This window comes from Pseudomonas cucumis (genome assembly GCF_030687935.1).
Taxonomy (GTDB): domain Bacteria; phylum Pseudomonadota; class Gammaproteobacteria; order Pseudomonadales; family Pseudomonadaceae; genus Aquipseudomonas; species Aquipseudomonas cucumis.
Genome location: NZ_CP117454.1, coordinates 3,961,233 through 3,973,545 on the forward strand (window position 1 = coordinate 3,961,233; position 12,313 = coordinate 3,973,545).

The following is a 12,313-nucleotide window of genomic DNA, read 5'->3' on the forward strand; positions in this document are numbered from 1 at the left end:
TCAGTGAACCGTGACCTGACCGAGCGCCGGTTTCTGTTCCTGGGCCTGATGCTGTGGCGCATAGACCTGCGTGAAGCGCACCGGCGGCAGGTTGAACTGACCCTTTTGCGAGAAACGCACCAGATGACGCAGGCGCAATTCACCGCTCAAGGCATCCACGGGGATCGCGTAAGCCAGTTGCCCCGGCTCGAAACGGGCCTTCTCCAGCGCGGTCGGCTCGGTGCCGGCCTTGCCCATCAGCTTGATGCCCCACGTGGTGCGCTCGACGTCCGCGCCCGGTGGCAGCGGCACTTCGAGCATGCCGTAGCGCAGCGGTTTCGCAGCCTTGCTGGTGATGATCACTTCGTCCAGGTACAGGCTGTCGCTGGACAGCGGTTTGCTGCCGACCGCTTCGAGTTTGAATTCGAACGCTTCGTCACCCGGCACCAGACGCGACAGACGACGAGTGATGGTCACGGCCATCGGGTCCACTGGCGGTTGCTTGCTCTGGAAGCTCAACGCGGCTCGAAGCGGGCGTTCTTGCTCCCCGGTCAGCGACAACACTGCCGGCACGGGTGAAGCACCCTGCCACGTCCAATACATCTCACCGGTAGCACTGTGTTGTTTCTTCCAGCCCTCACCTGGCGCCAGCGCGATGGTCGGCGAGGCCTGCTCGATGCTGCGTTGCAGCCAGGTCAGCGCCAAGGCGCGTTCCAGGGTCGATTGCTGTGGCAACAGACGTTGCAACAACGCTTGAGCGTGAGCCTGATCGAAGGCTTGCAGCGACAGGTTCAGCGCTTCGACAAACGGTTGAGAACTGGCGGCCACTTGTTGTTGCGCAACGTCCAATTGACCATTGAACGCCGACGGCAGATTGACCTTGGCCTGACGCGCCAAAGACGCGGTCAGCACCCGAGCGCTGGCCAGCCCCAACGCCGAATCCGGATCGCTCATGACCAGGCTTTCTTCCCCATCGTCCATCATGCTGGCCGCATGGCCTTCGCCGGCTTTCACCAAGTCGTCGATCAAACCGCTGAGCAGCGTGTTCACCGGCAACTGCATCTGTTTGGCAAACGACAGAATCAACGCCCGCTGCAACAGCGGCGTGTTCTGCGCCTGCTTGGCATACACCTCCAGCACCCGCTGGAAATGCTCCGGCGGCAGGCTCAGTTCCAGCGCTTTACTGGCGTGCCAGTCGGCGTAATAGGCGTAAGCGGTCAGGAACGCATCCGGCTCACCGTCATAGCCCCACCAGGTGAAGCTCGCCGACGGGCCGGCCATTTGCACCAGCCGCAGGCGGCTGTTTTGCATGATCAAACGCAAGCGATCGCGGATCTGCGGGTTCGACGACAAGGTCGGATAAGCGATGCTCAACGGCAGCAAACGGCTGGCGGTCTGTTCGACGCCGCCGTATGGATAGCTCAGCAGATCATCAAGCGCCGAACGGAACAGTGCTTGCGGGCTGTCATCCAGACGCAGGCGAATATCCGTGGCGTCGGCCGGCAAGGTCAACGGTGTATCACCGCTGGCCACGTCCAGGCTCTGGCTCTGAGTCACCTGCCAGCCTTCGCCGGTCGCAGTCAGGCGCACGGCCAGGGCGTCAGCAGTTTTACCGTCCTGCACCAACTCGGCGGTCCACTCGCCATTGGCCACGGTGAACGCTGGCAATGCGATGTAGTTGATGCCGTTGTTCAACGTGACCGGCACCCGTTGTTCGGCGCCCGCGTAATGAATCACCAGCTCAGCCTTGACCGGTTTCTCAGCCTGGCTGAAAGCAAACACACCGAGATCCGGTTTGTCGCTGTTGCGGAACCTGGTCGGGCCGCTCCACTTCAGGTACAGCGGTTTTTCCGAACGCACGAATTGCTTCTTCTGCCCGACCTGGCCGTCATCGGCAATGGCCCGGGCGGTGATGCGCCAGCGGGTCAAGGAGTCCGGCATTTTGAAGGTGAAGCGGGTTTTGCCATTCGCATCGGTGATCAATTCAGGCTGCCATGCAGCGGTGTCGACGTCTTCACGACGTGGTCGCTCCAACACTTTCACCCCGCGCTCGCTGCGGTTGGCTTTACCCGGTGCGCCTGGGCTGCCCGGCAATGCCACGTCGTAGCTGATGAACGACAAACTGGCGCTGGTGCGCACGTTGTTGCGGCGTGGGTGATAGAAGAACTGGTCGATGGTCGGCGCGACTTCCGGTTGCAGCGCGTAGACCATTTCATCGACCACACTGACCGTCAGGTGCGCCGGAATCGGCTTGCCGGCGAACTGGGTGGTCAGGTCAACCGACACGGTATCACCGGGCTGATACGCCTCTTTATCGGTGGCGATGGCCACGTCGATTTGCGGCGCGATTACCTTGATGCCGGCGTTCTGGAAGCTGTACTGACCGCCCTTGGTATAGAGCACGGAGAAGGTCAGGTTCGGCGCGAAGCTGTCCTTCACCAGGATGCGCGCGCGGTATTGGGTGTCGCTGAGTTTTTCCATCTTCAGCCAGTCGCTGCCCTTGGACAGCAGCGCCGTGGCCTCGACCTTGTCGCGTTCCAGCGACAACAGCGCATCGATAATCGGCTCGGGGAAAGTGATCAACGCGAGTGCTTCGTCGCCGGCCTTGTACTCGGGTTTATCGAGGACGATTTCCACAGTGCCGGGCACGGCTTTGACGCCATCACCAGTGACCGAATGACCGGTCGCGCCAAGCACACGGCCGTGATCATCTTTCAGCGTCAGGTTGTAAGTACCTGGACGGTCGAAGGCCAGGGTGAAGCCTTTATCTTTGGCGGCGAGTTTACCTTCGCCAGTGGTTTGATCTTCGAGTCGCACCCAGCTGTAGCTGCTCGGGTTGACCGCTTTGCTCTGCTCGCTGCCACCTTCGTTGGCATAGCTGAATGCAACCTTGCCACCCACCGCGCTGAACCGCTGCGGCGCGCTCAAGCGGAAACTGGCGGCACCGCGATCGATGAGAATTTCCTTGGTGGTCTTGACCCGATACGCCGCGCCATCGCTGGCGAACACGGTGAGCATGTAGCGGCTCGGTTTCTCGGCGGCGGGCAGATCGAGGCTCGCGTTACCCTTGGCGTCGGTGGTCAGTTCGGCGCTGGTCAGTTCCACCGGGAATTGCCCGAGGTATTGCAGCTCGTTATCGACCATAGACAGTTGCTGGGCGCGCAGGCTCAGGCTCAACTTGGCGTTAGCCACCGGTTTGCCGTCCGGGTACAGCAACACCAGACTGCCCTTCACCGGTTCACCGGTGCGGTAATCCTGCTTGGCCAGGTTCAGGGAAATCTCGAAGTGCGGCTTGATGTATTCAGCGACGCGGAAGGCACTGCTGTAGGCCTGATCCTTGTAGCTGAAACGCAGTTCATAGCCGCCCGCCACCGCGTTGTCCGGCAACTGGAAACGGCCCTGAGTGCCAGCCTTGGAGTCAAGCTTCAGCGCCAACGATTGCAGCGCGGTACCGGTAGCGTCGAGCACGGTCACATTGACGTCGGCAGCAGTCGGCGCCACGGAATCCCGCGCATTCTTGAACTCGCGGCCGACGATTTTCAGCGACACCCAATCCCCCGGCCGATACAGCGGTCGGTCGGTGAAGGCATAGAGTTTGGTGTCGTAGATTTCGCTGTCGTAATAGAAGTTCTCGGAGACGAACACCCCGCCCTCTTCGTCTTCGCCAATCACGAATGAACGCTCCGGGCTGACGTGTTTCAGCCGCAGCAAACCGTCGGCGTCAGTAGCGCCACTGCTCATCACGCCCAGGCCGTCGGTCCATAGCACATTGACCTTGGGCACCGAACTGCCTTCGTGTTTGCGCGCGGCCCACACCAGCAATTCATCGCCGGCAATCTTGCTCACGGCCACGGTGTTGGAGACGAAAACCATGGTGGTCGCGCGGTACTTGCCGATTAGCGCTTCCACCAGGTACAGGCCCGGTTTCAGGTTGCCCAACGGGATGTACACGTTGCCCGGCGAAACACTGACGAACTCGCTGGAAGAACCGGCCAGGTTCACGCCCTCAGGCGGCTGGATCGGCTTGGCTTGCCACAGCGGATAACGGAATTGGCTGACCACCGGCAGGCCCGGAATCAACGCGAATTGCGGCTGAGCGTCGTAGGGCGTTGGCGCGGCGATGGCGGTGCCCATCTTCAGTTCCGGCACTTCCTCGGTGACTTGTTTGCGCGACTCGTAGGAAAAAGCCCGCTGCATCACCCGACGGGATTTGCGGTACCAGTTGTCCCACAGGTACGCGAGGGTGTTCGACAGGCCTTCGCCCTTGAACTGGCCGTCGCTGACCACGCGGTGCAGGTTCTTCTGGCGCTTGAGGAAATCCAGCGGCTTGTCGATGCGATACACACGAATGTCCGCACCGCCGTAAGGCTCCATGCGGAACCGGCGGTAATCGCGGCCCGGCGCTTCGAGACGAACCATCGCCTGTTCGTCGCTGGCGAAACTGCTGTCGGCCAACAGGAAAAAGCTTTCACCGGCCACCGGCGTGTAGCCGCTCGGCTCGACGGTGTCTTCGGCATTCACCGCCGACAAGGGCAGCACCAACGCCAACAACAATGGAATTCGAGAGCAAATGCGCAGCATGCGGGCACCGATCATTGGGAGAGGAAGTTCAGTCGATAGACGCCGATGAAGTTGGGGTTGGCTGCGTCGGGTATCCATCGGGTGTCCTTCCATGTCATGAGTTGTTGCAGGCTTGCGGAGCGCATGCCGTTGTCAGTGGGGGTGGTAGTGCCGGTGTGATAGGCGATGAAACGGCCCATCCAGATCATCAGGTGCTGGTCGTCGCCCTGATCGAAAAACATCAAGTCGCCGGGCCGGGCCTGGGACAGGTCACGGCCGATCAGATGACTGTTGAACTGAATCAGTTTGATCGCGTTAACGTAAGGCCCGACTTTGCCGCCGCCCTGCTGCCATTGCTGGGCGAGGCCGCGTTGGGCATCGCTCAGTTGCAGTTCCGGCGGCAGGTAGCGATTGGACAGGCCGTTGCTGCGCAGCCATTTGTCGTCATGGACTTTCAGCGCTTCATTGGCGGCAAATCGCACCAGCCCCGCGCAGTCCTGCTGATACCAGCGCGGGCTCGGGCCTTGGGTCAGTTGTTCCTGGGCGATGCGCACGAACCAGGCGCGAAATACCTGGGACTGCTGCGGGTCGAGCGCCGGGGCTTCGCTGGCAAAGGTGCGAGTCCCCAGCAGCAACGCCAGCAGGCCGAGGCCTCGGATGAGTGCGGTCACAGGGCTTTCCACTCCAGCGGCAGCCACTGCCAGTGGCCGTCGGGCTCGCTGCCTTTGGGCAAGGTCAGGGCGTACTTGCCATAGCCGCCGAGGGTGCGCAGTTTCGGGATCAGATAGGTTTGCGCGGCGTTGTAAAACACCGGTTCCATGTCCTGCGGCAGGCTGTCGAGGGTTTCCTGTTGCATCAGTTGCGCCATGGAATCCGGGCCGAAATAGATCGGCATCAGCAGGTCTTTCGGCAGCACGTCAGCCAGCGGTGGGAAGCGTTTGTCGAGGGTGCCGAGAGCTTTGTCGACCAATTTGTCGTCGAGGGAGAACAGCAGCGTCGAACCGTGGCGAGCCAGGCTTACGCGCATAAAGGCTTTGCCAGTGATCGCGTCCGGTTGCTCGGCATCCTTGGCTTTATAGGGGCCGAAGTTGGAGCTGACCTGGCGCTGCCACTGATGGGTCTGGCCTTCCTGTTTCTCGACCACCGGGAACGCATGCTCAGCGACCTTGCCTTCGTAGGCGCCGACCATCGAGCCGAACAGGTTGCCCAGGTCGCCGTCGAGTTTGGCGCTGTCATCGTCATTCAGGCTGGCCACCAGCAGCGGCGTGTACAGCCGCGAATCGGCGTACCAGCACAGGCCGGCGGCACCGGCCATGTGTTCGGTCAGGGCCTGGGCCACGGCGTCGTCGGCACCGAGTTTCACCAGCAGCGGTTTCTGTTGTTCAGCGGCCAGTGGCAAGGCGACGCAGGCGCTGGCGCCCATGGGCATGGCTTGCCAGATCGGTTTGAAGTCGAAGTCTGGCTGGTTTTCCAGTTCATCCATGGCGAGGAAGCTGTGCCAGCCCTTGTCGTCCATGTCGAATCGCAGGCCGGCGAAATTCGGGATAAAGCGCTGGTAACCCATGGCCAGAACGCTGGAGTTGACCGAGAGGCGTTGTTTCACCTCGGGCGCGCGGGGTTGCAGGCCGAAGGCTTCGGGGAAGAGTTTCTGGCCGCCGAGTAGTGCTTCCAGCGATTCGGTCGATACCATGCCGGGTTCGTCGACTGGACCGTGGCCGGCTTCATAAAGCTTGGCCGGGTTGGACAGCACCACCAGTTTGTCGCCATGAGAGGCGAACAGCAGCGCTTTGCTGTTGTTGTAGGTGAGTTGATAAAGCGGCACCACATCGCCGGCGACTTTGATTTCAGCCAGCTTGCTCAGCTGCGTATCACCCAGCGCCACTTTCGCCAGCGGCTCCAGCACCTTGGCCAACCCACCGCGATCCATCACCAACAGGAAATCCTTGAGACGCCCATCCGCCCCGCGCCACAGCGCCACATCCGCCGGTTGATCGAACAGCTGCTCGATCAGGCTGTCCTGCAACTTCAGGTCATGCTCGTAAATGATCCGCCGCAGACTGCCAATCAAACCGAGACGGTCGGCGTGGGCTTCGTAATAGAAGACGAAATCTTCGGTCAGGGTTTCCTTGAGAAACGGCACCGCCAGCAGATCCTTCGGCAGTTGGCTCAGGGAGTGGGTTTCGAGCAGACCGTCCGGCCGGCTCATGCCCAGTTTGTCACTGGCCAGTTCCGCAGGCGGAGCCTTGGGTTTGTTCAGGAACCAACCCAACCCGCCCGCCACGCCGGCCACCAGGCACAGCCCGATTACCAGCGCCGGCCAGCGACGGGAAGTGTTGGCGGCCGGTTCGGCTGCTGGGGAAACGGCCGGGGATACAGTGTTATCACTCATGTTCACAAACCCAATTCATCCGTGGTGCGGGATGTTTAATAGTTGAAAGTCTTGACCAGCAGCAGGTCGCCGATCGCCCGCAAGGGCACGATGAAGGTCTCGCGTTTTTCGTCGACGGTGTTTTCGTTGAGCACCAGATTGATCTGCGAGGTGATCACCTCGTTCTGGTTGCTGGTCTCATCGAAGTTATAGCCGCCGCTGCCGAAGTTGCCCCAATAGTTCACGTAAACCAGATAAGTGCCATGCATCGGCGCGGTCATGGTGAACATTTCCGGGCCGGGGCCATCGACCCCGTCCGGGTCCAGGCCGCCGCCATTGCTCATGGCCGGCCGAGCCCAGAACGCATGCTGGCCGTCGGGGGTAATGATGTGCAGATCGAGTTCGGCCTTGGGATCGTCCCAACCCAGCACCACGCGAATGCGCGCCGGCGTGCGCAGGTTGTTGGCTTCATAGAATTGAACGCGTTTGAGCGACTTGCCCTCGGAACTGCGCACTTCGACGCTGTTGGACCCGGCGCCGAACGCATACGGCCGGGCGAAACGCCCTTGGTCGTCGGTGTACAGATTCAGGGGATTGCCGTTGACCGCCAGGCTGTGGGGCGGTCGTAGGGTGCCGAGGGCCTTGAGCTGGCCTTCGATCATCGTGCGATTGCGCTGCACGCCGCGGTCGATGGGCGGCGTGGGATAGGCGACTCGAGGGTTTTCACTGCGGTCCAGCAGGCCGTGATAGCGCCAGCCGCCCACCGGCTCCGACAACTCGGCCGTGGGCTCGGCCCATGCCACCTGGGCGCAGACCAGCGTGATCAGCAGTGAAAGAACACAACGCATGTAACGCCTCCTGCCATGCATAACGAAACCTGGCGCCCGATCCTCGACGCGTTATTGGTTTGACTGGCATTAGGCCAGAGGCCGGCAATATAACATTGCCAGCAGTGCAATTTTCCGATCTTTTTCTGTCTATAGCGGCTTTTTTAATAAGCCGATGGCCGCCGACTTACACCCGCCAATCGAACCATTTATCGGACAACACAAACAAGTTCTCACCCCCGCAGCCATTAAGCTCATTCCAGGTCTTTAATGGTTCCAGGATTACAAGCCAGGCAGACACACCGCAATCTCTGCGCACGCATCGGGAGACTCGTCATGAAAATCGTCATCATTGGCGGTACCGGGCTGATCGGCAGGCACCTCTGCAAAAACCTGCAAGACCTAGGGCATGAAACCCTGCCCGCATCACCGAGCACGGGCGTCAACGCCCTCACCGGCGAGGGATTGCAAGACGCCTTGCAAGGCGCCGACGTGGTGGTCGACGTGGCCAACTCGCCCTCCTTCGAAGACGCTGCCGTGCTCGACTTCTTCGAAACCTGCGGGCGTAACCTGCTCGCCGCCGAGAAAACCGCTGGCATCAAACACCATGTCGCCCTGTCGGTGGTGGGCACCGAGCGCATGCTCGACAGCGGTTACTTCCGGGCAAAAATGGCGCAGGAAAAACTCATCAAGGACTCGGGGATCCCCTACACCATCCTGCGGGCCACGCAGTTCTTCGAATTCATCGGGGCGATTTCGCACTCCGGCGTGCAGGAAGGCGACACCGTGCGCCTGACCTCCGCCGAGCTACAACCGATTGCCGCGGTCGATGTCGCGATGGCATTGGCGAAGGTCGCCGTGCAAGCACCGAGCAATCAGACCCTGGAAGTGGCCGGCCCTGAGCGCTGGCCGCTGGTGGAGTTCGTGCGCCTGTTTTTGCAACACACCAACGACCCGCGCCAGGCCCAAGCGGACGACACGGTCCCCTACTTCGGTGCGCCGATCGATGACCATTCGCTTACGCCGGGAGAGCACCCCATCATCGGGCCGACGCGCTTCGAGACCTGGCTCAAGAGCAGCGTTTGATACTCAAGCGAGGCCCTACACCAACCGCTCAATCTTCTGATGCTGCCAGATCATTTTGTAATACAGCGTCTGCAGCATCAGCATGCCCAGATACGCCACCGGAAATGCCATCCACACACCTTGCAGCCCGAAGCGCACATCCAGCAGGTACGCCATCGGCAACTGCACCCCGACCACACAAACGATCGAAACCGCCACCGGCACCAACACCGTGCCGCTGGCGCGCATGATGCCGCCGACAATCGCCTGGAAGCCAAACACCAACAGGCTCCAGAGCATGATGTGCAACAAGTGTTCGGCCATCGCCCGGGTGGAATCATCCGTGAGGAACAACCCCAGCAACCAGTGCGACAGCAGATAACCCAACACCACCAGGCCACCGGTCAGGCACACGTTGATCAAAAGCCCCGTGCGCAAAATCGGCCCCATGCGCTCAAGCCGCCCTGCCCCAATCGCCTGAGCACCGAGAATCGACGCCGTGATCGCAATCGACAGCGCCGGGAACTGCACGTAATTGACGATCTGCGTCACCGCCCCGTACGCCGCCGTCGCCTGGGAACCGTGCTGGTTCACCAGCGCCAGGATCACCAGCTCCGACAACGACAGCACCACCATCTGCAACCCGGTCGGCAGCCCGATGCGCAATACCTTGCCAAGGATCTCCATGTCCAGCCGCATCGCCGCAAACATCTCCCGATCCGGCGCCAACGGATGCCCCTTGCTAATCAACCGCCACGCCAGCCACCCCATCGCCGACAAGTTACCCGCCAACCCCGCCCACGCCGCACTCTGAATCCCCATCGGCGGCAGCCCCAACCACCCGAGAATCAACGCCGGCGTCAGCGCCAGCCCGACACACGTCGACACCACCAGCGCCAACAACGGCGACACCGTATCGCTCACCCCACGCAGCAGCTGCGTGAACAACACAAACACCAACAACGACGGCAAAATCCACATCATCACATGCGCATACGCCACCGCATCGTCTAGCACATCCACCGGCGTGCCCAAACCCTGCAACGCCGGCCGGGCAAACACACTGCCCAACACCGCCGCCACCAACCCGATCATCGCCCCCAACAGCAACGTCGAACCGGCAATGGCCTTCACCAAGTGCAACTCGCGAGCGCCCCAGGCTTGACCGATCAACACCCCGGCGCCAGCGCCGAGGCCGATGACCAAGGCGATGAAGAAGAACACCACAGGGAACATGCCTGATACCGCCGCAAGGGCTTGGGTGCCGAGCATTTGGCCGATGTAGATGCTGTTGATGGTGCCCGACATGGATTGGAGGAAATTGGAGAGGACCATGGGGGCAAGGAATAGGAGGTAGGTTTGCCAGAGGGGGTGTTGGGAGGTGGGGGTTTGCATTGAGGTTCCGTCTCGGGTGGGGGCTGGCGTTTGGGAAATTCTACGCTACGGAACCGGGAATAACGCGCTCCTGTTTTGCGGATTTGGGGAGCAGAAGTAATGTCTGCGGGACTGTCAGATTTTTTGTGTGCGGGCCGGTAACGGCCTTCCCTGTTACCGGAATTACAAGCCCGACGCCCCTACGCCGCCTGCCGCCGCATGGTCAGGATAGCAGCACCGAAACCGATGAATGTCGACCCCACCACCCGGCTGACCCAGCGGGACAGCGCAGGCCGGGTCAGCACACCCTTGGCCCGCGAGGCGAGCGCGGCATAGAGGCTCAGGGACGACACCGACAATGCCATGAAGATCGAGGTGAGGATCAGAAATTGCGGCAGCAATGCTGCACTCTGATCGATGAACTGCGGGAACAACGCGGTAAAGAACATCGTCGCCTTGGGGTTGGTCACCGCCGTCAGGAAGGCCGATTTGTACAGTTTGGAACGAGTCGGCCGGCTTTTCTTCAAGTCGTCCTGAATCCCGTCCGGGAGCATCGGGCCCTTTTTGAACAACTGTCTGATGCCCAGGTAGAACAAATAACCGGCACCGATGAACTTCACCATGTTGAACAGCCATTCGGAACTGGCAAGCAGCGCCCCCAGCCCCAGCATGGCAGCGGACGACAGGCAGAACAGGCCACTGGCGTTGCCGAGCGATGACCATATGGCGCTGCGCTGCCCATGGGCCAGGCTATTGTTGATCGCCATCAAGGTCGCAGGCCCTGGGCTGGCGATGGCAATCGCGGCGACCAGTGTAAAAGTCAGAATCGAGTGAGAATCCATTTTCAAAGCTCGTCGTGGTGGGGGCTGGTATGTTACAGGAACGAGCGGGACAACAAGTTAAGTGGTGCTCGGTTTCCCAGACGGTATTTGGATTGATAGCACTCCTTGCCCACCGCCAGCAATCGGGCGCCAAAGCAAAGGAGGCTTGCAACGAGGAGGAGTCCATATACGGACGTTCAGCCTTCTCACTAAAGACCGCGAACATGTCGGTGTGCAAACCTGGCGCGCAGGTAATGCTCGAAGAAGAAGTACCAGGCGATGGCATCATTTGCCGGGATGGCGACAGCGCTCGCCCGCGCGGGATGATTCAACAGCAGATTACATCGCTGATTGCAGAGTTTCTTCAGTCATCCATCTACAAAGAAAACAGTTTGTAAACTCGTGGTACAGGAACTGCCGCAGCTCAACTAAAACCCCGCAGGAGCAGTTTCAGCGCCCGCGCAATCTGTCAGAACGGTTGGCCAGGGATGAGCGCTCTGGGTCAGTTGCTGCCCTTTGCTACAGGCAGATAACGGCCAGAATCGGTCGCTCGACAGCCCGCACACTCATCGTCGAGAATGAGCCGGGCACTCAGCGCCCAATGGCGATCAGCAATACTAAGGGATGGTTCCGTCCACAGGACTCGCGAGGAAGCACATGATCGATGGTTCTGCCGTTTTGACAGTTTTTTTGGTCTACCTTGCCGGTGTCGTTATCCCAGGGCCGAATTTTGTCGCAGTGGTCCATAAAGCGGTGTCTGCAACACGGTTAGAAGCTCTGGCCTTGGTAGCGGGTATCGTACTGGTCAACTTGTTCTGGTCCACCTGTGCAATTGCAGGTCTCGGGATTGTATTTGCTGCGCTCCCTTGGGCTGCGCTTGTTGTAAAGGTTCTGGGGGCTGCCTACTTGATGTGGTTCGGATTTCGACTGCTGATCAACGCAGGGAAGAATGCGCTTGGCCCGCTAAATGATGCCGTCGCCGGTAGTTGCAGGCAGTCTTTTTTTCAGGGGGTGATTACCAACATAGGCAATCCCAAGTCCATGGCCTTTTATGCCGCTGTCTTTTCAGCCGCAGCCCCCGCTCACGTTTCGTCAGGCACGTTTTTGTCGATGCTGGCAGTTGTAGTGGTGGTTTCAATGACCTGGTATGGAATGGTCGCAATCGCTCTATCGCAGCCTAAGATTGCTGCTGGGTATCAAGGTCGGAAAAAAGCAATCGATCGACTGTGCGGTGGTTTGATTTTGTCTCTGGGGATCCGCCAGCTGGTTTAGAACTTGTTCTGTGATGCAAGAACTGCCCTTATGGACAGGCAGCAATC

General features: G+C 60.4%; 8 protein-coding genes and 1 pseudogene. 3 read left to right on the forward strand and 6 right to left on the reverse strand.

What is annotated here, in order from left to right:
* Genes PSH97_RS17900 through PSH97_RS17915 form a run of 4 tightly spaced genes read right to left on the reverse strand, consistent with a single transcriptional unit; the run spans window position 1 to window position 7,755 of the window.
* Entirely contained in the window at window positions 1–4,575 is a 4,575-nt protein-coding gene (locus PSH97_RS17900) for an alpha-2-macroglobulin family protein (RefSeq protein ID WP_305446080.1), read from the reverse strand.
* Window positions 4,572–5,210: a DUF1175 domain-containing protein gene (locus PSH97_RS17905; protein ID WP_407682157.1), complete on the reverse strand. Its 639-nt coding sequence runs from the start codon at window positions 5,208–5,210 to the stop codon at window positions 4,572–4,574. Before PSH97_RS17905 ends, PSH97_RS17900 begins: the two co-directional genes overlap by 4 nt.
* Entirely contained in the window at window positions 5,207–6,928 is a 1,722-nt protein-coding gene (locus tag PSH97_RS17910; protein WP_305446081.1) for a DUF2138 domain-containing protein, read from the reverse strand. The genes PSH97_RS17905 and PSH97_RS17910 overlap by 4 nt, the downstream gene beginning before the upstream one ends.
* A gap of 35 nt (window positions 6,929–6,963) precedes the next feature.
* A complete protein-coding gene (locus PSH97_RS17915; protein ID WP_008008415.1) occupies window positions 6,964–7,755 on the reverse strand; it encodes a YfaP family protein in 792 nt (263 codons plus the stop codon).
* 315 nt (window positions 7,756–8,070) lie between these two features.
* Here PSH97_RS17915 and PSH97_RS17920 point away from each other — a divergent pair, with 315 nt between their 5' ends.
* Entirely contained in the window at window positions 8,071–8,820 is a 750-nt protein-coding gene (locus PSH97_RS17920; RefSeq protein ID WP_305446082.1) for an SDR family oxidoreductase, read from the forward strand.
* A gap of 15 nt (window positions 8,821–8,835) precedes the next feature.
* Here the strand turns inward: PSH97_RS17920 and PSH97_RS17925 are convergent, their stop codons facing one another.
* Window positions 8,836–10,194, reverse strand: a complete 1,359-nt coding sequence (locus PSH97_RS17925; RefSeq protein ID WP_305446083.1) for an MATE family efflux transporter — start codon at window positions 10,192–10,194, stop codon at window positions 8,836–8,838.
* A gap of 179 nt (window positions 10,195–10,373) precedes the next feature.
* Window positions 10,374–11,015 (reverse strand): LysE family translocator, encoded by a 642-nt coding sequence (locus PSH97_RS17930; RefSeq protein WP_305446084.1) that lies wholly within the window; start codon window positions 11,013–11,015, stop codon window positions 10,374–10,376.
* A gap of 203 nt (window positions 11,016–11,218) precedes the next feature.
* Here PSH97_RS17930 and PSH97_RS17935 point away from each other — a divergent pair.
* Both PSH97_RS17935 and PSH97_RS17940 read left to right on the forward strand, forming a co-directional pair.
* Window positions 11,219–11,392, forward strand: a pseudogene (locus tag PSH97_RS17935) (dienelactone hydrolase); the annotation flags it as partial.
* Between the two features lie 259 nt (window positions 11,393–11,651).
* Complete coding sequence (locus PSH97_RS17940) at window positions 11,652–12,266, forward strand: LysE family translocator (RefSeq protein WP_305446085.1); 615 nt, start codon at window positions 11,652–11,654, stop codon at window positions 12,264–12,266.
* The last annotated feature ends 47 nt before the right edge of the window (window positions 12,267–12,313 follow it).

Coding starts and splice junctions, on each gene's coding strand:
- PSH97_RS17900 (WP_305446080.1), bottom strand. CDS start 4,575: ATGATCGGTGCCCGCATGCTGCGCATTTGCTCTCGAATTCCATTGTTG.
- PSH97_RS17910 (WP_305446081.1), bottom strand. CDS start 6,928: ATGAGTGATAACACTGTATCCCCGGCCGTTTCCCCAGCAGCCGAACCG.
- PSH97_RS17915 (WP_008008415.1), bottom strand. CDS start 7,755: ATGCGTTGTGTTCTTTCACTGCTGATCACGCTGGTCTGCGCCCAGGTG.
- PSH97_RS17920 (WP_305446082.1), top strand. CDS start 8,071: ATGAAAATCGTCATCATTGGCGGTACCGGGCTGATCGGCAGGCACCTC.
- PSH97_RS17925 (WP_305446083.1), bottom strand. CDS start 10,194: ATGCAAACCCCCACCTCCCAACACCCCCTCTGGCAAACCTACCTCCTA.
- PSH97_RS17930 (WP_305446084.1), bottom strand. CDS start 11,015: ATGGATTCTCACTCGATTCTGACTTTTACACTGGTCGCCGCGATTGCC.
- PSH97_RS17940 (WP_305446085.1), top strand. CDS start 11,652: ATGATCGATGGTTCTGCCGTTTTGACAGTTTTTTTGGTCTACCTTGCC.